At 73.2% G+C, this 23,821-nt stretch carries 18 protein-coding genes; 9 read left to right on the top strand and 9 right to left on the bottom strand.

All coding sequences use genetic code 11. The features are described 5' to 3' along the window. Nucleotides 1–676 precede the first annotated feature (676 nt). A complete protein-coding gene (locus KZQ38_RS37285) occupies nucleotides 677–1,804 on the bottom strand; it encodes an aKG-HExxH-type peptide beta-hydroxylase (RefSeq protein WP_219446027.1) in 1,128 nt (375 codons plus the stop codon). After that, nucleotides 1,801–2,922: an FxsB family cyclophane-forming radical SAM/SPASM peptide maturase gene (locus KZQ38_RS27990; protein ID WP_219446025.1), complete on the bottom strand. Its 1,122-nt coding sequence runs from the start codon at nucleotides 2,920–2,922 to the stop codon at nucleotides 1,801–1,803. The genes KZQ38_RS37285 and KZQ38_RS27990 overlap by 4 nt, the downstream gene beginning before the upstream one ends. A 164-nt stretch (nucleotides 2,923–3,086) precedes the next feature. Here KZQ38_RS27990 and fxsA point away from each other — a divergent pair, with 164 nt between their 5' ends. From fxsA to KZQ38_RS27975, 3 genes are all read left to right on the top strand, one after another. Beyond that, complete coding sequence (gene fxsA / locus KZQ38_RS27985; protein ID WP_219446024.1) at nucleotides 3,087–3,296, top strand: FxSxx-COOH cyclophane-containing RiPP peptide; 210 nt, start codon at nucleotides 3,087–3,089, stop codon at nucleotides 3,294–3,296. Between the two features lie 82 nt (nucleotides 3,297–3,378). After that, nucleotides 3,379–7,143: an FxSxx-COOH system tetratricopeptide repeat protein gene (fxsT, locus tag KZQ38_RS27980; protein ID WP_219446017.1), complete on the top strand. Its 3,765-nt coding sequence runs from the start codon at nucleotides 3,379–3,381 to the stop codon at nucleotides 7,141–7,143. A 28-nt stretch (nucleotides 7,144–7,171) separates the two neighbouring features. Next, nucleotides 7,172–8,131, top strand: a complete 960-nt coding sequence (locus KZQ38_RS27975) for a hypothetical protein (RefSeq protein WP_219446015.1) — start codon at nucleotides 7,172–7,174, stop codon at nucleotides 8,129–8,131. A 151-nt stretch (nucleotides 8,132–8,282) separates the two neighbouring features. On the opposite strand, the gene KZQ38_RS27970 is transcribed toward KZQ38_RS27975, so the two are convergent. The 3 genes from KZQ38_RS27970 to KZQ38_RS27960 all read right to left on the bottom strand — a co-directional run bounded on the left by KZQ38_RS27970 (nucleotide 8,283) and on the right by KZQ38_RS27960 (nucleotide 13,290). Beyond that, nucleotides 8,283–10,553: a hypothetical protein gene (locus KZQ38_RS27970; protein WP_219446013.1), complete on the bottom strand. Its 2,271-nt coding sequence runs from the start codon at nucleotides 10,551–10,553 to the stop codon at nucleotides 8,283–8,285. Next, the gene (locus KZQ38_RS27965) at nucleotides 10,550–11,467 is read right to left on the bottom strand and encodes an ATP-binding protein (protein ID WP_219446011.1); all 918 of its coding nucleotides are present in this window, start codon (nucleotides 11,465–11,467) and stop codon (nucleotides 10,550–10,552) included. Before KZQ38_RS27965 ends, KZQ38_RS27970 begins: the two co-directional genes overlap by 4 nt. 431 nt (nucleotides 11,468–11,898) lie before the next feature. Next, a complete protein-coding gene (locus KZQ38_RS27960; protein WP_308258629.1) occupies nucleotides 11,899–13,290 on the bottom strand; it encodes an SDR family NAD(P)-dependent oxidoreductase in 1,392 nt (463 codons plus the stop codon). Nucleotides 13,291–13,711: 421 nt separating this feature from the next. On the opposite strand from KZQ38_RS27960, the gene KZQ38_RS27955 reads away from it, so the two are divergent. Then, a complete protein-coding gene (locus tag KZQ38_RS27955; protein WP_219446010.1) occupies nucleotides 13,712–15,787 on the top strand; it encodes a tetratricopeptide repeat protein in 2,076 nt (691 codons plus the stop codon). A gap of 268 nt (nucleotides 15,788–16,055) precedes the next feature. Here the strand turns inward: KZQ38_RS27955 and KZQ38_RS27950 are convergent, their stop codons facing one another. Further along, entirely contained in the window at nucleotides 16,056–16,988 is a 933-nt protein-coding gene (locus KZQ38_RS27950; protein WP_257902452.1) for a LysR family transcriptional regulator, read from the bottom strand. A 251-nt stretch (nucleotides 16,989–17,239) separates the two neighbouring features. On the opposite strand from KZQ38_RS27950, the gene KZQ38_RS27945 reads away from it, so the two are divergent. From KZQ38_RS27945 to idi, 4 genes are all read left to right on the top strand, one after another. Then, nucleotides 17,240–18,034, top strand: a complete 795-nt coding sequence (locus KZQ38_RS27945; protein WP_219446008.1) for a 2-amino-3,7-dideoxy-D-threo-hept-6-ulosonate synthase — start codon at nucleotides 17,240–17,242, stop codon at nucleotides 18,032–18,034. Continuing rightward, a complete protein-coding gene (locus tag KZQ38_RS27940; protein WP_219446007.1) occupies nucleotides 18,031–19,095 on the top strand; it encodes a 3-dehydroquinate synthase II family protein in 1,065 nt (354 codons plus the stop codon). The genes KZQ38_RS27945 and KZQ38_RS27940 overlap by 4 nt, the downstream gene beginning before the upstream one ends. Beyond that, a complete protein-coding gene (locus KZQ38_RS27935) occupies nucleotides 19,096–20,118 on the top strand; it encodes an AMP-binding protein (RefSeq protein ID WP_219446006.1) in 1,023 nt (340 codons plus the stop codon). It begins immediately after the preceding gene. Nucleotides 20,119–20,201: 83 nt separating this feature from the next. Then, nucleotides 20,202–20,780, top strand: coding sequence for an isopentenyl-diphosphate Delta-isomerase (idi, locus tag KZQ38_RS27930; protein WP_219446005.1), 579 nt, complete (start codon nucleotides 20,202–20,204; stop codon nucleotides 20,778–20,780). Here the strand turns inward: idi and KZQ38_RS27925 are convergent. Together KZQ38_RS27925 and KZQ38_RS27920 are read right to left on the bottom strand one after the other, a co-directional pair. Further along, a complete protein-coding gene (locus tag KZQ38_RS27925; protein WP_219446003.1) occupies nucleotides 20,774–21,181 on the bottom strand; it encodes a type III secretion system chaperone family protein in 408 nt (135 codons plus the stop codon). The two genes, idi and KZQ38_RS27925, sit on opposite strands and share 7 nt — an antisense overlap. A 9-nt stretch (nucleotides 21,182–21,190) precedes the next feature. Further along, the gene (locus tag KZQ38_RS27920) at nucleotides 21,191–21,826 is read right to left on the bottom strand and encodes a DUF998 domain-containing protein (protein WP_308258628.1); all 636 of its coding nucleotides are present in this window, start codon (nucleotides 21,824–21,826) and stop codon (nucleotides 21,191–21,193) included. Between the two features lie 165 nt (nucleotides 21,827–21,991). Here KZQ38_RS27920 and KZQ38_RS27915 point away from each other — a divergent pair, with 165 nt between their 5' ends. Further along, a complete protein-coding gene (locus tag KZQ38_RS27915) occupies nucleotides 21,992–22,339 on the top strand; it encodes a condensation domain-containing protein (RefSeq protein WP_219446276.1) in 348 nt (115 codons plus the stop codon). A gap of 1 nt (nucleotide 22,340) precedes the next feature. Here the strand turns inward: KZQ38_RS27915 and KZQ38_RS27910 are convergent, their stop codons facing one another. Then, nucleotides 22,341–23,819 (bottom strand): glutamate-cysteine ligase family protein, encoded by a 1,479-nt coding sequence (locus tag KZQ38_RS27910; RefSeq protein ID WP_219446001.1) that lies wholly within the window; start codon nucleotides 23,817–23,819, stop codon nucleotides 22,341–22,343. Nucleotides 23,820–23,821 lie beyond the last annotated feature (2 nt).

Below are 23,821 nucleotides of genomic sequence, written 5' to 3'. Positions count from 1 at the left end.
TGCTCCGCCCGCCCCGCCCGCCCCGCCCGCCGCGCTGGTGCGCCGCGCCCGCCTCGCAGGCCAAGACGCGGGCTGGGGCACAAGCGCGTCGGGGTGCGGCACGGGTCGGGGGCACGGCGCGGCGCCGCCGCGGGTCGGGGCCAGGACGCGAGGTCGGGGACGCGGGTGCATCGGGGCCAGAGCGCGGCCCAGGAGTGAAGGCGTGGCTCGGCGGGGGCGTGGCTCGGAGGGTGGAGGCGCAGGCGCGTCGGGGCGGCCAGAGCGCGACCTGGGGGTGCGGCGCGGGTCGGGGCGCGGTGCGGGCGGGACGGCGCGGTGCCCGCGGCGGAGCGGCGCGGGCAAGCGAGGCGGAGCGGGCGGTGCTGGCGGGGCCGAGGGGGCGAGGGGGCGAGCGCGGCGGAGCGCGGTGTTGGCGGGGCGGAGCGGGCGGTGCTGGCGGGATGGACAGGCGGGCGGAGCGGGCAGTGCGGGCGGGATCGGCGGGGCGGAGGGGGCGAGTGCGGCGGAGCGGTGGTGTTGGCGGAGCGGAGGGGGCGAGCGCGGCGGAGCGGTGGTGTTGGCGAGCGGGCGGTGCGGGCGGGATCGGCGGGGCGGAGCGGGGGGACCGGTGAGGTGGAGCGGGCGAGGCGGAGCGGGTGGGACGTGCGCGGCGCGGGTAAGACGACCGACCCTGCGCTCACCCCCCGACCCGCGCCTCCCACCTCTCCCGGTGCGCCACCGCCTCCGCCTCCGCGCGCGCCAACGCCTCCGGGTGCACCGGCTCGGCGTTCCACTCCCGCAACACCCCGGCGATCCCGGTCACGAACCCCACCCCGACCCGCGTCAACTTGCCGCTCCCGAGCAACGTCGACGCGGCCGTCAACGCCGCCGCCCGCCACCGCGCGAACTCGGTCTGCGCGCGCATCCCGCGCCGGGCACGCCAGAAACCCGCGACCCCGAGATGCGCGTACGTCCCGTGCAGCAACCCGGCCAGCGGTCGGGGGTCTTCGCGCCACGGGGCGTAGTACACCGCCCGCGTGTCGGGTTCGAGCAGCGGGAACAGGTCCATCAACGCCACGAGCTTCGTGTGCTGCGTCTCGTGGGCGAGGGTCACGGCCAGCGTCTCGGGATCGGGCGCGAGCGACAGGAACACGCACCCGAACGCGTCCGCGACGGTGGCGCTGGTGGTGCCCGCCGGACCGGGCGGCATCGGGGTGATCGTCGACACCAGGTCCGCGACCTCCCGCGCCACCTCGGGTTGCGCCCCGAGTTCATCCCACGCCGCGGCCATCGCGGCACGCCACTGGTGCGGGTCGGCGTCGGTGGCGACGGACAACCCGTCGGGCACGCCACCACCGGCCCACAGGTCCAGCGCCACGGCACGCGGCCCCAACGCCACCTCGGGCAGGCCCCGCAAGCCCGCCGGGCTCACCACGCCCAACGACGGCAACGCCACCACCGGCACGTCGGGCAGGTCGACCGCCACCGGCACCCCGGCACGCACCGCCGCCGCGGCGGCGACGAACGCCAAATCCTCCGGCCGCGCCGGTTCGCCGTGACGCATGGCCAACGCGGTGCGTGTGGCCCACGCGCCGACCGACGGGTAGTCCAACACCCGCGCCACGGCCGCCGGGTCGGCGCGGTCGGCGTCCACCAGCAACCGGTACGCGGGCCGGGCGGGCGGTGCGGCGGCGATCATCCGGACCAGCAGCGACGTCCGGCTCCGCCGCGCCAGGCGCAGCGCGCGCAACGCGCCCGGACCACCACCGCCCCGCGCCAGCGCGGCGAAGTCCCGCGCGGACAGGCGCCACGGGGGAGCGGTCACGCCAGCGCCGCCAGGTCGGCGGCCACGCGCTCCCGCATGTGGGTGGTCAGCCGGAACAGGTCCGGGCAGTACACCGAGGGCCGGTCGAAACCGCTGCCGTCGAACCGGTGCGCCCGCAGGCCGCCGCCGCACACCGCGACCACCGGGCACTTCCGGCACGTCGCGCTCAACCCGGCCAGGCCCGCGCGCTCCGCCAGCACGGCCGGCAGCACGGCCGCCCGGTCGAAGTCGTCGCGCAGCACGTGCAGCCCGGTGCGCGCGGCACGCGGTGACGACGACGCGAGGATGTCCGACACCGAAAGCGAACCGTCCGTTTCCACCACTATCTGCGCGCTCGGCGTCAATCCCACGCCTTCCAACCCGGATCGGCCGCCCAACACCACGTTCAACAACTCCTCGAACAGCCGGACGCGTGTTTCCGGCGCGACGTACCAGTGCTCGAACAACTCGACGAGCCATTCACCGTAGGGCGCTTCGGGTGCGCCGGGAACGCGTCCCGGCGGCGGTGCCGACCAGTTCCCGTGCGGTAGCAGGAAATCCACCACGGGCGGTGTGAATTCACGCAGGGATTCATAGGTTCGGACCGGGTCGTCCCGCACGTCGACCACGCACAGCAGGCCGCCGTACACCGGGCGGAACTCGTCGGCGAGCAGGTGCAGCGCGGTGCGGACCGCGTCCCAACTGCCCGTGCCGTCGGGTCGGACGCGGTGCCGGTCGTGGCTCTCCGGCGAGCCGTCGACGCTCACGCCGACCCGGACGCCCAGCGCGCGCAGCAGTTCCAGCATCGGCCGGTCGAGCAGGGTTCCGTTGGTCTGCACGGAGAACCGGACGCGGGCGGGCACCGCGGCGCGGAACACCCGCACCAGCGACTCCAGCGCCGCCGGTCCGATCAGCAGCGGTTCCCCGCCGTGCAGCACCACTTCCACCTCGGTCAGGGCGTGGGTGCGGACGTGCCTCGCCACCCGTTCGGCGGTGTGCCGCACGACGGCGGGCGACATCGACCGGGGTCGATCGCGCCAGCCCCGGTCGGCGAGTTCGTAGACGTAGCAGTAGTCGCAGGCGAGGTTGCAGCGGCTGTGCGCCTTCACCACGAACTGGTGGAACGGCCGAGCTTCCATCCGGCCCCCCGTTCGATCGGCCCCCGAACCAAACCAAACACATCGGACCCGTCACTACTTCCGCCGATCGGAGGATTCGCCGCATTCCTCGTTGCCGCGCACTAGGATGGGGTGTGGCGCACTGCGGACCAACCCGCAGGTTTGCGGTGAGGGGGTGAGTCGGGATGGCGGAAGAACCGGTCCTGGGCGTGGACTTCGAGTGGGACCAGGTGCCGGCCGCCGGGCTGGAGTCGGAACTCCTGGACGTCACGGGTCTGGACCTCGCCCGGTTGGCCGAACTGCCCGACACGGCGTTGCGCGCGGCACTGCACCGCATCCTCGCCGAGAACGCCGAGCTGCCGAACAGGTTCGCGGCGTTCGAGAGTTCTTTGTGACCACGGTGACCGCGGTGACTGCCGTGACCGAGCGACCGAGCCGAGGAAAGTGCTGAACCCCGAATCCCCGCTGGAGCAGCCGATGAGCGCGAGCCAGGGCCACACCGGCGTCACGGCGTTCCTGTCAGCGACCGGCGGCACCGGGCGCACGAGTGCGGTGGCGAACCTGGCGTGGGTGCTGGCGAGCGCGGGCAGGCGCGTGCTCGTGGTGGACTGGGGTTCCGAGGTGCCGCAGGTGCGCGAGTACCTGGAACCGTTCCTGGTGTCCCGCGAGGCGTTGCCGGACCCGCTGGGCCGTGCGCTGCTCGCCGCTTACCACGCGGACCCGTCCGGCGAGGAGGGTCGGCCGCCGGTGGCGGAGCGGTTCGCGCCGCCGCTGCCCGGCGCGCGCGGCCACATCGACGTGGTGGCGCCGACGCCGACGGATTCGGCGGGCCGGCCGCTGCCCGAGTCGCGGCACGGCGACGCGGGCGCGATCGCCGAACTGCGCGCCAGGTTCGCCGAGTCCGCGTACGACGACGTGCTGATCGACGCGCCGACCGGTGCGGCGGAGGAGTCGCTGACGCTGATCGCCACGCTGTGCGAACTGGTCGTGGTGTGCTTCCGCCCGCGACCGCGGGCGATCGCGGACGCGGCCGACCTGGCGACCCAGGTGCGCCGCCGCGCGCCGATCCGGATCGACGTGGTGCCGGTCGCGACGTTGTTCGACGACGCCGAGCAGTCCCGCGCGCAGCGCATCCGGTCGCAGATCCGCACCGCGTTCGCGGAACTGCTGGCGGGACAGGCGAAGCGGGTGCCCGACGGCGGCACGGTCGAGCTGCCGTACCGGCCGTTCGACGCGTTCGACCCGTTGTTGGCGATCCTCGCCGAAGAGCCGGGCGGCGACGCGCTGGAGGCGCCGTACGGGCGGCTGGCGAGCGCGGTCAGCGGCGGCGCGGTCACCGAGTGCGTGCCGGTGCCCGCGGTCCTGCGTGCCCGCTACCGCCGGGTGTTCGGCCTGGCGTCGTCGGCCGACGCGGACCGGATCGCCGTCGTGTACGCCGCGCCGGACCGGGCCTGGGCGGATTGGGTGCGTGGCCAACTGGAACGCGCGGGCGCGCAGGTGACCCTCTCGTCGGGCGCGGTCCGGGACGCCGTCCGGGACGTGGACGGCGTCGTGGTGCTGGTGTCGCCGCACCCGCGTGCCGCGCCGGTGGAGGTGGCGCACCGGCGGGGTGCGCCCGCGGAGGTGCTGCGCCTGCTGCTCGCCCCGGACGCGGAGGAGACCACCGGCGCGTTGGCGGTGCACGCCCACCTGCCGGGCACGTTGAGCGCGAAGCTGCTCGGCCACTTCGGGTTGATCGACCGACCGGGCACGGCGCACGACGCGCCGATGCGGTTACCCGGCACCGACCCGGTGGTGTTCCGCCTGCCGCCGCGGCACCGCGCGTTCGTCGGGCGGGACGCGGACGTGGAGGCGTTGCGCGACGAGTTCGTCGACGCGGGCGACGAACGCGCCGTGGTCACGCTGAACGGCGAACCCGGCGTGGGCAAGAGCGAACTGGCGCTGGAGTACGCCTACCGGTTCTCCGCCGACTACGACGCGGTGTGGTGGTTGTCGGCGCAGGACCGGCAGTCGGTGCAGCTCGGCCTGTCCGAGCTGGCGGTGCGGTTGCGGCTGCCGGGTTCCACGGACTTCGGCTCGCTGACCGCGCTGGACCGGCTCGCGAACGACCCGGCGTTCGCCCGCTTCCTGCTCGTCTACGACAACGCGGACGACCTCGACGCGATCGCCGACCTGCTGCCGCCCGGCACGACCGGTCACGTGCTGATCACGTCGAACACGGCCGCGGCGCCCGCGGTGGAGCTGACGCCGATGGACGCGGCGGACAGCACCGCGCTGCTGCTGGACCGGGTGCCGGGCCTGGGCGCGGACGACGCGCGGCGGGTCGCGGCGGAGGTGCGCGGGCTGCCGCTGGCGCTGGACCTGGCGGGGTCGTGGCTGGCGGAGACGTCGCGGGCGGAGCGGGGCGCGGGGTCGTCCGCCGCGGACGCCGCCGGGTGGGCGGTGCGCACGTTCTTCGACCGCCTCGCCCGGACCGACGTGTCCGAAGTGGACGGACGTGCCGGTCGGCGCGGGCACGGCGACGTCGACCGCGTGGTGGCGGTGGTGACCGGCTCGCTGCGGGAGAGCGCGACCGGTCGGGTCGCGGTGCTGCTCGCGCGGCTGTGCGCGTTCCTGTCCCCGGAGGGCGTCGCGCTCGGCCTGGTGCGCTCGCCCGCGTTCCTGGACCGGTTGGTCGCGGTGGGCGGCGTGGACGCCGAACCGATCGCGCTGGACGCCGGCGAGGTGGACCGCGTGCTGTGGACCGGCGCGCGGCACGGCCTGTTCCGGGTCGACTGGGGCGACGAGTATTCGCTGCGGCTGCACCGGGTCGTGCAACGCGCGCTGCGCGGCGCGATGGCGCCCGCCGAGCGGGAGGCCAGGCGGGCGGACGTGCTGGCCGCGCTCGCCGCGTTCGCGCCCACCGAGGTGGAGGACAAGTCGCCGACCCGCCGCGCCCGGTTCCAGGAGCTGCAACGGCACGTGTTCCCGTCCGGCGCGGTGCGCGCCGACGACCCGCGGGTGCGCCGCTGGCTGGTCAACCAGGTGCGGTTCCTGTTCACCGACGGCGGCGCGGGTGTGCGGCGGGCCGCGCTGGAACCGGGTCGCGAGCTGCTGGACTCGTGGACCCGCCGGTTCGGCCCGGACGACCCGCTGCGCAACCGGTTGGCGGCGCAGCTCGCGAACGTGCACCGCGTGCTCGGCGAGCCCGCCGAGGCGTTGCGGCTGGACGACCTGGCGCTCGCGCGGCAGCGGCGCGCCCTCGACCTCACCCACCCGCAGGCGTTGATCACGGCCCGCGGCCGGGGCGGCGACCTGCGTGGGCTCGGGTTGTTCACCGAGGCGCTGGTGGAGGACCAGGCGACGTGGAGCAACCTGCGCGAGGTGCTGGGCGACGACCACCCGGACACCCGGCGCGCGGCGAACAACCTGGCGTCGTCGACGTTCCTGTCCGGTGACGCGGCGGGCGCGCTGGCGCTGGAGGAGGACAACTTCGCGCGGCGCAGGCGGTTGTTCGGTGAGCGCGACGAGTTCACCTGGGCGACGCTCGCCCAGATCGGCCTGTACCTGCGTGAGCTGGGCCGCTACCCGGAGGCGCTGGACGCGTTGCTGGAGGCGTCGCAGAAGCTCCAGAGCCTGCGCCCGGAACTCAACCAGACGCAGATCGGCGTGCGCTGGAACTACGCCATCGCGTTGCGCCTGGCGGGTCGTGCCGGTGCGGCGAAGGAGCGGACCGGCAAGGCGTTGCGGGACTACCGCGAGGTGATCGGCCCCGACCACCCGTACACGCTGGGCTGCGCGTTGAGCTTCTCCGCCGACCACCGGCGGGTCGGCGGCGACCCGGACCTGGCGGTCGAGCTGGCGCGGGACGCGCTGGCCGGTTTCCGGCGCCTGGAGGGCATCCGCGACGACCACCCGTTCCTCGCCCTGTGCCGGCTGGGGCTCGGGCTGGCGCTGCGTGCCGCGGACGACCACGCGGGTGCGGTGGAGCACGTGTCGGCGGCGGCGGAAGCGCTGCGCGACCGGCTCGGCGACACGCACCCGTGGACGCTGGCGGCGGCCGTGGACGAGGCGCGGGTGCGTGCCGCGGCGGGCCAGGTGGACCTCGCCGCCCAGCTGATCGCCGAAGCGCATGCGGACTGCGTCGAGTTCCTCGGTCCCGACCACCCGCACACGGAGGTGGCCGCGCACAACCTGCGTCTCGCGGCGCACCCGGCGGACCACGGCTGGCTGGAGTGCGATGTCGACATCCCGCACACCTGAGGCCCGACCCGAGCGAGAGAGGATCGGCGTGGAGCTGTACGAGGAGGAGGCCGAGCACCTGGGCCCCGAGTTCGACACGACCAGGCACGCCTGCCGCTCGGCCATCGCGAAGAGCAGCGCCCTGCACCACCTCGCGCACTACAGCAGCGGGGTGTTCGACTTCGGCGTGGACGTGCTGGGCGACCCGCCGCCACCACCGGGCGCGTTGCCCGGCGGCACCCGGCGCGACGAGCTGAAGCGGCTGGGCAGGCACCTGGCGTTCCAGGTCACCGCGCTGGACCGGGTGTTGCAGGAGGCACGCACCGGCCGCCTGATCCGGACCGTGCTGCACACCGAGGAGGGCGCGTTGTTCTGCGACTCGGTGGTGCCCACCGAGCACGTCGTGGGCCTGGTGCTGGACCACGCCGACCCGGGACCGCTGTTCGGCCACCCGGCGGTGGACGCCGCGGACCGGGCGGTCGCCGAGCTGGCCACCGCGCTGCGTGCCGAACTCAGCCTCGGCTCGCTCAACCCGGGTGGCTGGGAGACCTTCGGCGGCGTCGTGCCGCTGCCCGCGCGGGTCGACGTGACACCGCACGTGGCGGTGGCGGGCGACGCGCTGGACGTGTGCCTGGACGCCCTCCAGGACCGCGACCTCCACCTGGTGGCGCACGTCGCGGGCGGTGAGGTGCGGACCCTGGTGGACCGGCTCGCGGACCCGGCGCTCGGGCCGTTCTTCAAGCAGATCGCGGTCGAGGCGCGGCGGCGGTTCTACCACGGGTTCGCGCGGGAACTGGGTGAGCTGGCGACGCGGCTGAACCGGGCCGTGCGGCCGGCGGTCGGCGGGTTGCTGGTGCGGGCGGTGCTCGACGTGGAGATGGGGGCGATCTACTACTACCGGCTGGCCGCCGGCGAGTACGTGGTGGGTGTGACGATCGACCAGTCCCGCGTCGGTGAGGCGGACGGGCGGATGTCGGCGCTCGCGGAGCGGCTTCGGGGGGCGTTGTGATCTTGTGGTGAGCCTCGGATCGGCTTGATCCTCGGATTGCCGTGGGCTTGGTGCGCGGCGTGGCGCACCGGGCTCCGCGACGGGGTGGTTCGCGTGGGGCCTGGCCGGGGTCGGCGTGCTGGGAACCGGGTTTCCCCGGCGCGTTGACCCGTCAAGCCGTGTGCGACGAGCTGAGCACGGCACGCCGCACCCGCGGGCTGAGGTTGCGCAGCGCCTCGTGCACCCGGTTGCGGCGAGCCGGCTGCCCCACGTCCGCGACCAGCCCACCGGCCCGCCCGCTCCACGGCGGCAGGCCGAACAGCGGGTCGAGGTCGAACAGCGGCAGGAACTCCACGATGTCGTCGTAGATCCGGCACAGCTCCTCCAGCCGGTCCTCCGCCTCCTCCGCCTCGCCGTCGCCCCGGTACCACTCGGCGATCGCGCCGCGGAACGCGAGCACCGTCTTCTGGATCAGGATCGCCTTCGCGGCGGCGTCGGTGAACTCGGGCGTGCGCAGCCGCCGGTGCACCGCCTCCTGCGTCGGCGCGGGCGCGAAGTCGAACGCCTCGTCCAGCATCATGTCGACCTGGACCAGGCCCTCCAGCGCGTCCAGCGCGTCCCGGAACAGCCGCTCCACCTCGCCGGGCAGCCGGTGGTCCGCCGCCGCCCGCGCCGGCGCGGAACCGATCAGCAGGGAGAGCTGCCTGCCGATCGCGCCGAACTGCCGGTCCGCCGACGTGCGCACGCCGTCCACGTGCTCCGCCAGCTGCTCGATGAAACCGTAGATGCTCGACTGCTGCCGGGAGAGCTGGTCCATCCGCTGCCGCAGCGCGGCCAGCGGGTCGCGCGGCGCGTCGTCCGCGAGCCGCCTGCCGCTCGCGCCGACCACCGCCTTGAAGTCGTCGGCGAACGTCCGCTCCGCGTACACCAGCGGCTCGCCGCCCAGCGGTTCCCGCAACTGGATGGCCACGCCGTCGGTCAGCGCGCCGTTCACCAGCAGCACGACCTCCGCGTCGGACTCGGCCTCCCGCACCGCGGACACCCGCCGCATCACGGCCGCCAGGTCCGCGTTGTCCAGCAGCGAACCCGTGATCAGCACGGCGCACCCGCCCGCGCGCTCCGGGAACGTCACCCAGTAGTCCGCCATCGACTCCTCGCCGGGACCCAGCAGGTGCAGCCGCCGGTACTCCCAGCCGTTCGCGTCCAGCAGCCGCCGCACCACGCCGTCCAGGTCGTCCGCGCTGAGCGAGCCGAACAGGTCGCGCGCCGCCTGCCGCACCATCTCGTCGGTCGCCGTCACGCCGGGGTCGCCGGTGTCCCGCGCCCGGTCGTCCACCAGGCGGAACACCCGGTGGCACAACCGGACCACGTTGCGGGTGTTGCCGCCCGCCACGTCCCGCAGGTAGCGGACGGTCTCCGGGGTGAACGGGGCGAGCGCGGCCACGCCCGTGGCCGCCTGCTGGGCACGCAGCACGAACTCGCGCACCTGCGCGTGGCCGAGCCCGGACATGGTCACCGTGTAGGGGATGCGCTGCCGGACGGCGGGCGAGAGCACCGACCGGAACTCCGGCAACCCGCACAGCACCAGGCACGCGCCGGCCTTCGCGAACACCTCCAGCATCGTCTGGAACGCCGCCATGGTCCCGGCCTGCGGCCTGCTGTCCGCGCGGAAGATCTTGTCCAGCTCGTCCACGGCCAGCACGAACCGCCGCTGCCGCCCGCCGAACAGCAGGGCGAACACGCCCATCGCCTCCAGCGCGGCCACCTCGGTGTCGATCGGCGTGGTGATACCGCGCTCCACCAGCACCTGGTCCGGCGCGCCACCGAGCAACCACGACCACACGGGGTGCTCGAAACCGGGGCGCAGCAACAACGTCAGCGCGGTGCCGAAGTCCTTGTTGTTGGTGATCTGGCGCAACGTGTCCTGGACCTTGCGGAGCAGCGCGCTCTCCATCAGCCCGAGCCGCTCCACCACCTCCCGGGGCTCCAGGCCGCGGGTGCCGAGCCACTCCAGGGTGTCGGCGGTGAGACCGGTGCTCTCCAGCGACTCGGCGACGATGTCCGCGTAGTAGTCGCTGACGTGCGCCCGCACGCCCTCGCGACCCAGCCGCCGCATGAACCGCCGGTACAGCTCGACGAAGCTCTCCGCCGTCGCCTCCAGGTACATCGCGCGCGACGGGTCGTCCAGGGCCTTGCGGGCGTGCCGCACCAACCGGACCGCGAGGTGCGTCTTGCCGGTGCCGTAGTCGCCGAGCACGGCCACCACCGAACCCGTGCCGGGCGGGGCGGAGAGGTAGGCGTCGAGGTGCGAGACCGCCTGCCTGCTCGCGTCGGTGGCCACGGTGACGTCCGCCGCGTCGGAGTCGTCGTCGATGATCAGCGCGACCGCCATCGGCGAGAACGGGTTCGTCCGCGGGGGCGGTAGTTGTTCGCTGCCGCTCATGACTGCATCCCCAGTCCGTTGAGGTACGCCCGGATGTCGTCCACCGTCACCTGGTCGGCTTCGGTGTAGCTTAAGCCCGCCGCGAGCTTCCGCTCGTACGTGCCGTGGAGGATTCTTTGCAGCATGGCGACCGATTGACAGATTCGACTCAGCAATTCGACCGCCTGATCACTCAGTCGTGGATAAATTCCCACTTCGGTGTGGCGCGCGAGCCGGTCCACCGCGAACCGCTCCGGATCGCCGTCGTGCAGTTTTCCCACCAGCAGCGTGATCGGCGGCACCCACGCCTCCAGGCGCCGCACCAGTTCCGCGATGTCGTCCGCGTCGAAGAACGCCGACTCCGCGAAGAACAGCACGCGGGGGCTGCGCAACTGCCGCGCGTAGCGGATCACCTCGTCCAGCAGCTCGTTCGGCGACGGCAGCAGCACCAGCAGCACCACGTCCTCGGCGAGCGCCTGGCCGAGCCGCGGGAAGATCCGCTGCGGGTTGTCCCGGTCGCCGCGCAACGCCTCGGCGGCGGTCGGGCGCAACGCTTCCGCGTCCACCAGCTTGTCGAACAACTGGTCGCAGACCTCCACGATGCGCTCGTGGATCGACAGCTCCTCGTCCTCCGGCAGGCACCCGGTGAGGTCGGCCACCACGCCACGCATCCCGCGTTGCCGCAGCCGTCCCGCCGCCCAGTCGGCGCAGCGGTTCACCAGGGCCGTCTTCCCGCAGCCCGACTCGCCGGTGACGAGCACCAGGCGGCCGTCCTCCAGCACGCCGCCGAGGTCGCCGACCTCCTGCTGGAACTCCTGGAACGCGCTCTCGGCGCCGTCCACGTCCACGTAGTAGTCGCGGTGGGTCTTGCGCTCCCACGGCCGCAGCGGGCGCATCGGCGTGCTCTCCCAGCCGGGGAGGGGGAACGGGTTCATCGGACGACGAGGCGTGGTCATGCGACCCGCCGCGATCGCTCGCGCACCACACCCACCCCCACGACCGGTGATCGGACCAGCCTACCGACGGAGAGTCGCACACGTGACGCGGTTCGTTAACCGCCGCACCCGGATGGCGCAGCGCGGTTGCCGCTTCCCGGCGAGGGCGGGGTCACGGGGGGTTCGGGTTTCGGGTTCGGGGTGGGCCGATCGGGCTCGCGGTGGCTCTGCTCGGCCTGGTTCGGCCTGGGTTCGGTCGGGCCCCGACCGCTCCGCCTCGCCCGACCCGGCTGGCTCGTCCTACGGCACCCGACCCCGCCTCGCCCGATCCGACTGGCTCGCCCACGCCGCCCGGCTCGCTCCGCCCGACCCGGCTTGGCCCCGCCCGGCGGCCTCGCCCAGTCCTGTCCTGCCCGGCCCGCTCGGCCCGACTACCAAGAAGAGGGCGAGTAGTCCTTGAGGAAGCAGCCGTACAAGTCCTCGCCCTGCTCACCGCGCACGATCGGGTCGTACACCCGCGCGGCCCCGTCGACCAGGTCGAGCGGCGCGTGGAAGCCCTCCGCGGCGAGTCGCTGCTTGGTGGGGTGAGGGCGCTCGTCGGTGATCCAACCGGTGTCCACGGCGGTCATCAGGATGCCGTCGGTCTCCAGCATCTCCTGCGCGCTGGTCCGCGTGAGCATGTTCAACGCGGCCTTGGCCATGTTGGTGTGCGGGTGGCCGGGACCCTTGTAGGCGCGGCTGAACTGGCCCTCCATCGCGGAGACGTTCACCACGTACTTGCGGCGCGCGGGAGCGGCGGCCATCGCCGGCCGCAGCCGCGAGATCAGGATGAACGGCGCGGTGCTGTTGCACAGCTGCACCTCCAGCAGCTCCACCGGGTCGACCTCCTCGACCCGCTGCACCCAGCTGTTCACCGCGGCCTCGTCGGGCACCAGCCCGCCCGCGTCGATCACACCCGAACCGGCGGTGAGGGCGAGCGCCGTCACGTCCGGCATCCCGTCGGCGAAACCCACCCCGGTGAGAGCGGCCGGGTGCTCCGCGACGGTGTGCCCGAAGGTCACCAGCTCGGGCAGCGGACCCGACGGCAGCGGCGCGCTCTCGGCGGCCACCAGCGGCGCGTAGGAGCCGGGCGAACGGCGCACCGTCTGCGCGGCGTTGTTGATCAGGATGTCGAGCGGGCCGGCGGCGGCCACCGAGTCGGCGAGCCGCACGACCTGTCCGGGGTCGCGCAAATCGATGCCCACCACGCGCAACCGGTGCAGCCAATCGGCGCTGTCCGGCATCGACGCGAAGCGGCGCACCGCGTCGTGCGGGAACCGGGTGGTGATCGTGGTGTGCGCGCCGTCGCGGAGCAGGCGGAGCGCGATGTACATGCCGATCTTGGCGCGCCCGCCGGTGAGCAGCGCGCGCTTGCCGGAGAGGTCGGTGGACGCGTCCCGCTTGGCCCGGTTCAACGCCGCGCACGCCGGGCAGAGCTGGTGGTAGAACGCGTCGACCTCGGTGTACCGGCGCTTGCACGTGTAGCACGACCGGGCACGCAGCAGCGTGCCCGCGACGGCGCCGGGTTCCGGCTCCTTGAGCAGGATTCCCCGCGTCTCGTCGTCGACCCGCGTCGGCGAACCGGTCGCGGTGGCCTCGATCACGGCGCGGTCGGCGGTCGTGACGGCCTCGCGCCGGGCCGCCTTGCGGCGCTTGCGCACCGACTTGTAGATGCTCGACGTGGCCCGGCGGATGGCTACGACGTCCGGGTGCTCGGTGGGCAGTTCCTCCGCCTGGGCGAGCACTCGCAGGGCGATCTCCATCTCGGACGGATCGATTTGCACGCACGAAATCCTACCTGGGCGGAAACGGTCTTCCGGCCGGAGCGGCGTCGGGGTCGTGGGGTGGTCCGCGGGGCTGTGCCCTACCTCACCCGCACCCGCCTCGGCGCGGAACCTGCGCCAACGGGCCGCGAGCGATAGCCCTTCTTGATCCCCGCCCTCGCCCGCGCGGGCGCGCGGACTCGACTTCCCGGCCACGCGCTGCGGCATTCGGACTAATTCCTGGTGCTTATGGATCGGGCTCGGACGGGCGACCCGGAGCTGCCTTTCCCGATTTCGCGCACTAAAGTCGGGAACTCCGCTTCCCCTTTCCGTGGAGGTCACCGTGCCGCCGAAGATGAAGAAGATCCGGATCAGGGTGTCCGGTCCCGTGCGGTTGGCCGCCGGCGCGCGGCCGGTCCCGGTACTGGCCGGCTGACCCGGCATGGGGGACCACCTGTGGCTGCGCGCGCCGCACGCGGCCGACCGGCGACGTCTGCTGGGGCAGCTCGACCTGCCGCCGCTGCTGGCGGCCGTCGACGCGCATCGGCTGTTGCGCGGCCCCTACACGGCGGCCGGAGCGGTGTTGCGGGCCGTCGCGGACGACGCGTTCACCCGCGACCCGGAGCTGGCGGTCCGGCACAACGCCGAACTGGCCACCGCCGCGCCGGAGCTGGCGGTGTCCGTGCCGACCGCGTGGGCCACCCTGGAGTGGGCGGTCGCCGACGAGCGGCGCGTGCGGTACTACCCGCGCCTGCACACCCGGAACATCGCCAACGGCATCGCGGACTTCCTGCGCGCGTACCTCGCGCTGATCCCGGACGGCGGCCCTCGCGCCTTATACGTGGACAACGTGCACCACGCCGACCCGACCGACCGGGAACTCCTCGCGGTCCTGCTGCGGCGGCACGACATACCCGGGCTGACGGTGGTGGTCGGCACGGGACCGGAGCCGGTGGCGGACCCGCCCGGTGAAGTCGAGGAGTCGTTGGCCGCCGCGCTGCCGGCCTTCGCGCGGACCGTTGTCGGCGAGTGCGCCGGGAGGTGCGCCGGGGTCGAGTACGTGACCTCCGACGGCACCGCCGACGTGGAATCGGTGATCGCCTCGTACGCGCTCCTGGGCGAAGAGGAACGCGCACGACGGCACGACGCGCGGTGTGCCGAGCTGTACGCGCTGGGCGAGCAGTCGTTGGCGCTGGGCGCGATCCCGTTCCACGCGGTGCGGGGAGGCAACCCGGTCGCCGCCGTCCGCGCGGTGAAGCACGCGCTGGGGCACTGCCGGAAGGTCGGCCTCTACCACGCGGCGGCGGAACTGGCGTTGCTCGGCAAGGAAGTCGTCGAGCGAGGCGGGTCGGCCGAGGAGGAGTGGTGGCACTTCACCGAAGCCGCGGCCTCGTCGCTGGCCGTGGTGGGTCGCGGCGCGGAGGCCGCCGCCCTGTACGCGGAAGCGGAGAAGGTGGTCACCGGAGCCCGGCAGCGCCTCGGCGTCGCCTACGGGACGGCGATGCTGCACGTCCGGGACGCGGCGGACGACGCACTGGCACGCGACCACATGCGCCGGGCGGTGGTGCTCGCGGACGAGCTGGACGACCCGGAGGAGTGCGCGTTCCACTCGGTGTTCGCGCGAAACGGGATGGCGTTGGTCGAACTGCGTGACGGCCGGGTGGACGAGGCCCTGCGGTTGGTCGAAGAGGCGTTGGGCGAAGTGGGGGAGAGGACGGACCTCCCCGCGCGGCACCGGGAGGAACGCCGGCTGCTGAGGTCCGTGCTGCGCCTCAACCGGGGCCTGGTGCTGGAGAAGGCCGGGAGGTTGGTTGAAGCGCTGGCCGAGCACACCGCCAACGCGGAGGTGGAGCCCGAGTTCTTCGAGCACCACTTCCACATGGGCGTGCTGCTGCGGCAGTTGGGGCGGGAGGAGGACGCGATCGCCGCGTTCTCGCGCGTGCTGCCGTTGTCGCCGCCCTTCCCCGAAGTGCACTACAACCTGGCCGACGCGTGGTTGGAGCTGGGCGACGTGCGGCGGGCGCTGGCCGCGTTCGACCGGGTGCTGGAGCTGGCTCCTGGTCACCTGGCGGCGGTCGTGAACCGCGCGTCGTTGCGGTGCGAGGTGGGCGATACGCACGGCGCGTGGGAAGACGTGCGGGACGGGCTGGCGATGTCGCCGGACAACGTGCACCTGTTGTGCGTTCGGGCGCGGTTGTTGGCGGAGGGAGGAGAACCGCGTCGCGCCGGGGAAGCGCTGTCCGCGGCGTTGCGCGTGGACCCGGAGTTCGGTCCGGCGTGGGCGTTGCGGGGGCAGGTGCGGTTCGACGCCGGGGACGTCGGTGGGGCGCTGGCGGACCTCGACCGCGCGGTGGCGTTGGCGGACGGGCCGGAGGTGCGGTTCAACCGGGGGGTGTTGTTCGAGACGGTGGGGCGGTTCGGGGAAGCGGCGGCGGACTATCGCGTGGTGTTGGCCGCTGTGGAAGACGTGGACGCTCGGGCGCGGTTGGAGGTGTGTTTGAAGGCGTTGGCTCGGTGAGGTCGGGGGGTGGGGTAAAAGCGTCCTCGCCGGACGGGCAGACCGCCAAGGATGACGTGAAGGGCGGGCTGCGTGTCATCCCCGTATGGCCTGGTCAAGACAACCACCCTCGTTCCCAGGGCGCAAACGAAGTGCGTGTTTGCGCCCTGGGAACGAGCGCGGTTCGCTGGCGCGCAGGCCATACGGGGATGACACGCAGCGGGGCCGGGTGTCTGCTGGCGCAGAGTGTTGGCGAGCAGGGGTTTGTCCTGCGAGGACGGACGGGTGGCTAGCTTGCTGCTGCGGTTATGGCTGGGTGGTGGTGGGTGATGCGGTCGTGGTATGTGCGGCGGAGGGTTGTGTGGATGTTGTCCATGTAGTCCGCTGTGGCGTGGTTTCGTTGCCATACCAAGAGCACCCTGCGGCGGATGGGGTTGCCTACCAGGGGTTTCAAGGCTATTCCCGGTAGGTCGTGTGTGGTGGGGAAGAAGCAGGCCACGGTGTGGCCCGCTCGTACCAGGTCCGCCGCGGTCGTGGGGTCCACGCCGAAGTGCGCGCAGCGGGGGGTGAAGCCGGCTGCCTCGCAGGCCAGGTGCAGGTGCAGGCGACCGCCGCCGTAGTTCTCCTCGGGCACCGCCCAGTCCTCGTCCGCCAGTTCGGACAGGCGGATCTCGGCGCGGGTCGCCAGGCGGTGGTTCGCCGGGATGCCGACCAGCACGGGTTCGGTCACCACCGGCCGGCACTCGACCTCTTCGGGTAACCGCAGCGGGCTCTGGGGGAATTCCACCACCAGCGCCATGTCCAGCTTGCCCGAGCGGACGAGGTCGAGGACTGCCTCGCAGCTCCGCTCCACGTGGGTGGTCTGCGGCTGGTTCGGCAGCAGGGTGCGCACGGCCGAGACCAGCAAAGGGGTCAGGGAACCGGTCACGCCGCCCAGCCGGACGCCCAGGCTGCCGCCCTCCGCGGCGATCTTGCGCGCCGTCACCAGCAGGTCGTCGAAGCGCTCCACCAGGTCCCGGGACCGCAGCACGACGTGCCTGCCCAGCTCGGTCAGCTCAACGCCGTCCGTGCGCCGCACGAAGAGCGGACCACCGAAGCCGCGTTCGATGCGGCGCAGTTGCGCGGTCAGCCCGGCCTGCGCGACCTTCAGGGAAGATGCGGCGCGGCTGATGCTGCCCGCTTCGGCCACGGTCAGCACCACGTGGAGATGTCTCAGCTCCATGCGCACTTTCGCAGCGTAGGGCAAACGGATGAGGCCAAACACCGACCGCGCGAGTGGCGCGGGGGTCCGATCACCGGGCGGGGGTGCTGACGCTCTGTCGCATCGCGCTGCTCCAACAGGTGCATAACTGGGGAGTTATCGCCAGCTGCCACCTTTCCGCCGGAGTCGGGTCTCCACCACGCTGCTGCTTGGCCATCGTCGGGAGGTCCTGTTGGCCATCGCCGGAAAACCCCCTCGGGAGGTGGAGCGACATGAGGAAAGCGTTGCGGCTGCGACGGCTTTCCCGGCCACGCGACGGCAGGTACCTCTTCGTACCGCTGGACCACAGCGTCTCGGATGGTCCGGTGGTGCCGCGCGACCGGTGGCCGGACCTCATCAGGTCGGTCGTGGTCGGCGGCGCGGACGCCGTGATCGTCCACAAAGGACGTGTCCGCGCGCTGGACCCCGTGGTGCTGGGCGGGTGCGGCCTCGTGGTGCACCTCAGCGCGGGCACGGCGCACGCGGCGGACGCCAACGCCAAGGTGCTCGTCGGCGACGTGGAGGAAGCGCTGCGGCTGGGCGCGGACGCGGTGAGCGTGCACGTCAACATCGGCTCCGACACCGAGGACCGCCAGCTCGTGGACCTCGGGGTGGTCGGGAACGCCTGCGACGCCTGGAACGTCCCGCTCATCGCGATGGCCTACCCGCGCGGCCCCCGGATCGGGGACCCGGCGGACCCGGTGCTGCTGGCGCACGTCGTGAACATCGCGGCGGACCTCGGTGCGGACCTGGTGAAGACCAACCTGGCGCTGCCGCCCGACCGGATGGCGGAAGTGGTGGCGAGCTGCCCCATCCCGGTCCTGGTGGCCGGGGGACCGGCGGACGACCGCAGCCCCGTCGACGACGCCCGCGCCGCCATGGCCGCCGGGTGCGCGGGCCTGGCGGTCGGTCGCCGGGTGTTCACCTCGTCCGCACCGATGTCCCTGGTCGCCGAACTGGCCTCGGTCGTCCACGCCGGACAGGACGCGGACCTCGTGCGAGAACCTAGCCACTGGGAGTTGGCGTGAAATTCGCCTGGATCGACCTGCGGAACGTCCCCGGACCACACCGCGAGTCCGTGGTGGACGCGGCGGTGCACGCGCGGTTGGCCGGTGTCGTGTCGGACGACCCGGCGGTGCTCGACGCGCTGCCGCCCACCGTGACCAAGGTGTTGTTCGCGGCGGAACCCGTGGACAGCCCGCACCTCGTGGTGTCCCCGGTGTCGGACCTGGAGCGGTTCACGGGCGCGGCGGGGTTCGTGGAGGTGCGCGACGACCCCACGTTGCGGTTGGCCTGCGATGCGGCGGTGCGGTTGGAGCACACCGTGGTGTCGTTCACCGACCCGACGAAGATCCCGCTGGAGATCGTGATCGCCGCGGCCGACCGGTCGCCCGGCCGGCTCGTCACGGTGGTCGCCGACCTGGAGGAGGCGGCGGTCGTCCTGGAGGTGCTGGAGCACGGCTCGGACGGCGTCCTGCTCGCACCCCGTGACGCGGCGGACGTGTTCGGGCTCGCCCGCCTGCTGGAGGCCACCACACCGCCGTTGACGCTGACCACGCTGGTGGTGGACGGCATCGCGCACAACGGGTTGGGCGACCGGGTGTGCGTCGACACCTGCTCGCACTTCCGCGAGGACGAGGGCATCCTGGTCGGTTCCTACTCGTCGGGTTTCATCCTGTGCTGTAGCGAAACGCATCCCCTGCCCTACATGCCGACGCGGCCGTTCCGGGTTAACGCGGGCGCGTTGCACTCGTACGTCCTGGGGCCGGACAACCGCACGAACTACCTGTCGGAACTGCGCTCCGGCAGCACGGTGCTGGCGGTGGACTCGGCGGGCCGCACGCGCAAGCTGACGGTGGGCCGGGCGAAGCTGGAGTCGCGGCCGATCCTCACCATCACCGCCCACTCGCCGGAAGGCGTGGAGGTCAGCCTGACCGTGCAGGACGACTGGCACGTCCGGGTCCTCGGACCGGGCGGGAAGGTGCTCAACGTCACCGAGTTGCGCCCCGGTGACGAACTGCTCGGCCACATCGCGACCGACCAGCGGCACGTGGGCATCCCGATCGGCGAGTTCTGCAAGGAGTCCTGAGTGCGCGAGTTCGTCACCGACCTGCTGCACCGGCACGGCGACGACGTGCCCGCGTTCAGCAGCCGGCACACCCTCACGCACGGTGCGCTGCGTGCCGCGGTGTCCGCCGAGGCGAAGCTGTTCGCGGCGGCCGGTGTCGGTGCGGGCAACGTGGTCGCGGTGCGGCTGCCGCCCAGCTTCACGCGCCTGGAGGTGGTGCTGGCGCTGTGGGTGCTCGGCGCGCGGGTCGTCGTGCTCGACCACCGCTCACCGCCGGCGACCCGCGACCTGGAGCACCGCCTGTGCCGCCCGCAGTACGTGGTCCGCGCGTCCGGCCGGTTCGGCGACGTGTTCCGCGAGCGGTGCGAGCTGGTCACCGAGCGGCGACCGGACGGCGCGCCCGCCACCACCCGGCACCGGGTGGTGCAGGTCGCGGGCACGCGGGCGGTCGGCCGGTCCACCGAGTCGGTGATCCGGGAGGTGGTGCGCTACTCGGCGGCGCGCGGTGTGGCGCGGCGTGGTGAGCGGCAGCTCCTGCTGCCCGGCTTCGGCCCGGTCGGCGGGTTGCTGCACGCCCTGGCCGAAGGCGTGCACCTGGTGTTCCCGGAGGACGACTCGGCGGCGGCCATCCTGCGTGCCGCCGCGCGGTACGACGTGGACGTCGTGGCGGGCCTGCCGCGTCACTTCGCGAGCCTGGTCGCCGAACCCGACCGGGCCGCGCTGCGCGGCGTGCGGGCGGCCTACGCGGGCGGCGACCCCCTGCCGCCGGAGGTGGCCGACGGGTTCGCCCGCACCTACGGCCTGCCGCTGGGCGAGTGGTTCGGCACCACCGAGACCGGCGTGCTCGCGCTGGACGTGTCAGGCCGCGCCGCGACACCGCTCGGCGACACCGTGCTGCGCGTGCGGGACGGGAGGGTGGAAGTGGCCCTGGACGAGTCGCCCTACCTGGACGAGGCGGTGGGGAGCTGGAGCGGGGGGTGGTTGCGGACCGGCGCGCGCGGCGGGTTCGACGTGCGGGGGAACCTGCGCCTCGACCACACCTGAGGCGACGGCCACCGGTGCGGTCCCGTGCCCGGCGCGGCTGCTCGGGGCGGCCTGTTCCGGAGCGGTGTGGCAGGGTGGTCCGCGTGGAACAAGTCGTGTTGCTGGACGAGTCGGGTGCGGGTATCGGCGTGGCCGACAAGGCACACGTGCACCACGCGGACACACCGCTGCACCTGGCGTTCTCCAGCTACCTGTTCGACCGGGCCGGTCGGCTGCTGCTCACCAGGCGCGCCCTGCACAAGAAGACCTGGCCCGGGGTGTGGACCAACAGCTGCTGCGGCCACCCGGCGCCGGGTGAGGGCGCGGCGGACGCGGTGGTGCGGCGGCTGTCGGACGAGCTGGGCCTCGCGGACGTGCGGCTCGACCTCGTCCTGCCCGCGTTCCGGTACCGCGCCGTGATGGAGAACGGCGTGGTGGAGAACGAGATGTGCCCGGTGTTCCGCGGCCTCGCCGAGCGGGACCCGGAACCCAACCCGGACGAGGTGGACGCGTTCGAGTGGGTGCCGTGGTCGGAGTTCGCGCCGGCCGTGCTGGCGGGCGTCCGGCCGGTGTCGCCGTGGTGCGTCCTCCAGGTCGAGGAGCTGGTGAAGCTCGGCGACGACCCGTGGTCGTGGCCGGTCGCGGGTCCGGGTGAGCTGCCGCCCGCCGCCCGGCCTCAGTAGTTGTCGCCGCCGAAGAACTGCTCCTCCAGTTGGTCGGCGGTGCCGGCGAGGAGCGTCAACGGGTCGGTGAACTCGTGGATGTCGAGGTCCGAGAGCGGCAGCGAGTGGCGCAGCACCACGTGCTCGCCCATGATCGCCGCGCCGCAGGCGATGGTCGAGTTGCCGACCTCGGTGAGCAGCGCGTGCAGGTCGACGCTCGACGCGAGGCCGATCGGCGAGGCGATCTGCACCCACTCGTGCAGCCGGTCCAGCTCCTCGCGCACCAGGATGATCACCTGCGTGCGCTCGTCGTCCTCGTTGAACTGCTCGAAGTTGAACAGGATGCGGATTTCGCCCTCCCGCTCGGAGATCACGTCGTAGGTGTCGTGCACGTACGCGGCGAGGTCACCCCAAGAAGCCATGTGCTCACCCTAGGGTGATGCGCGCGGACCGGTCCTGGTGGTCCGGTGGGCGGGGTGGGAGGCCGCGATCGACCACCACCCGACGACCAGCACGGCGATCACCTCCACCAGCACCAGCAGCCGCTCCACGTACCCCAGCGGCACGACGCGCCACCACGGGGTGCCGATCACGGCGTTCACCGCCACCGCGTACAGGATCGGCGTGAAGGCCACAGCGGACAGCACGCCCAGGCGGAACGCGCGTCGCGCGTGCCCACCCCACACCTCGTCCTGTCGCCACGGGCGCGCGAGCAGCACCACGGCCACCGGCAGGCTGATGAACGCGACCAGGCTGCCCACCCGGTGCACGTTGCCGCTCATGCTCGGCCCGACCGCCCAGTCGTGCTTGGGGAACGCCACCACCAGCGCCAGCCCGGCCGCCCACGCGAGCAGCGCGACGGCGCCGGGCGCGGTCCAGCGGGTCAGGTCGCGCCGCACCAGCACCGCCAGGATCGCCACCGAGCCGAGCGCGAGCAGCAGCACGGCGGTGTCGAACACCCACCGCTGCGGGCCCAGGGCGTACTCGGAGATGGTGCGGCGCAGGCCGACGCTCGTCACCAGCCGGTGCACGTCGAGCGCGCCGACCAGCACGACGGTGAGAAGCACGGCGGCGCTGCCGGTGAACGCCACGAAACGGGCCGGGGAACGGGTATCGGTGAGCACAACGGTCGAAACGGACGAGCCGCCGCGAGGGTTCCTGGACCCGGTCCCATTGGAAAGCCGAATCCCACGCCCGCCCGTCCGGGCCGCGCCGCGCTTACCCTGTCCGCCGTGTACGAGTCGATGACCGTGCAGGTCCGCGCGGGCCTGGGGGAACTGCGGCTGGTCGAAGCCGTCCAGGCGCTGTCGGACGCGCACGACGTGCTGCGCGGCGCCACCGCCGACGTCCGCCGCGTCACCCGGCCGGACCTGGCGCGGGTGACGGGCGAGGTGATCGCCGCCGCACCCGCGCGCGGCGCGGCGTTCCAGGCGGTGTGGCTGGACGCGGCGGACGAGGGCCGCCTCGTGCTGCTGGCGCTGCCGGAGGTGCTGGCCGCCCTGCCGTGGCACGTGCTGCTGCCCGAGCTGGTCGCCGCCTGGAAGGACCGGCTGCCGCGGATACCGGCGCAGGCCCGCTGAGTCAGCCCACCGGCCAGGTGTGCACGGGCTCGTTGGTGTGCATCAGGTCCCGGTACCCGCGCAGCATCCGCCGCAACGCCTCCGGCCGGTCCAGCGACGAGTGGTCGTAGTGCTTGTGGAACGCGCGGGCCTGCCACGTCGCGCCGTTCACGCCGTTGAGGCACCGCTGCTCGATCACGCCGAGCAGCCGCTCGCGCTCCGCCTGGTCCACGCGCAGCTTCACCAGGCCCTCGTGGGCCAGCGGCAGCAGCCGCCGCAGCACCAGCTCCGCCACCGGCACCGTGCCCAACCCGGGCCAGTACACCTCCGCGTCGATGCCGTCCCTGGCGCCCGCCGTGAAGTTCTCCTCGGCCGCGCTGAACGACATCTGCGACCAGACGGGGCGCTCCTCCTCGGCCAGCACCCGCACCAGGCCGTAGTAGAACGCGCCGTCCGCCAGCGTGTCCACGACGGTCGGACCGGCGGGCAGCACCCGGTTCTCCACCCGCAGGTGCGGCTGGTCGTCCACCACGTCGTACACCGGCCGGTTCCACCGGTAGACGGTGCCGTTGTGCAGGCGCAGCTCGCCCAGCGCCGGCGTGCCGCCGCGCTCCAGCACCTGCACCGGGTCCTCCTCGTCGCAGATCGGCAGCAGCGCGGGGAAGTACCGGACGTTCTCCTCGAACAGGTCGAAGATCGACGTGATCCACCGCTCGCCGAACCACACCCGCGGCCGGACCCCCTGCTCACGCAGTTCATCCGAACGGGTGTCGGTGGACTGCTGGAACAACGCGATCCGGGTTTCCCGCCACAGCTCCTTGCCCATCAGGAACGGCGAGTTGGCGCCCACCGCCACCTGCACGCCGGCGATGGCCTGCGCGGCGTTCCAGTGACCCGCGAACGCCTCCGGCGACACCTGGAGGTGGAACTGCGCGGACGTGCACGCGCCCTCCGGGATGATGGAGTCGACCGTCATCCGCAGCTGCTCCACGCCGTCGACCGCGATGTGCAGGTCCTCGCCGCGCGCCGCCAGCACCTGCTCGTTGAGCAGGGCGTAGCGGGGGTTGCCGGACAACGCGTCGCGTGCCAGGTGCTTCGCCTGGAGCGTCGGCAGGATGCCGACCATCACCAGGTGCGAGCCCGCCTCCCGGGCCTTGCGGTCGGCCTCGTTGAGCGAGGCGCGCACCACCTCCTCGAACTCGCTGAGCCCGCCCTCGGCCAACGCGCGCGGCGCGACGTTGACCTCCAGGTTCCACTGGCCCAGCTCGGTGACGAAGTCCGGGTCCTCGATGGCCGCCAACGCCTCGGCGTTGCGCATCGCCGGGTCGCCCGCCCCGTCCACCAGGTTCAGCTCGATCTCCAGGCCCGCCACGGGCCGCTCGAACTCGAACCGCGACTCGCTCAGCATCCGGGCGAACACGTCCAGGCAGCTCCGGACCTTCGTCCGGTACCGCGTGCGGTCCTCGCGGGTGAACTCGTGCTTTGCCACCTCGTCGCCCATGC

It is taken from the genome of Saccharothrix obliqua (assembly GCF_019375475.1).
GTDB lineage: Bacteria > Actinomycetota > Actinomycetes > Mycobacteriales > Pseudonocardiaceae > Actinosynnema > Actinosynnema obliqua.
Note: the sequence above shows the minus strand (reverse complement) of the source record. Positions and strands in the feature narration are given on the sequence as shown.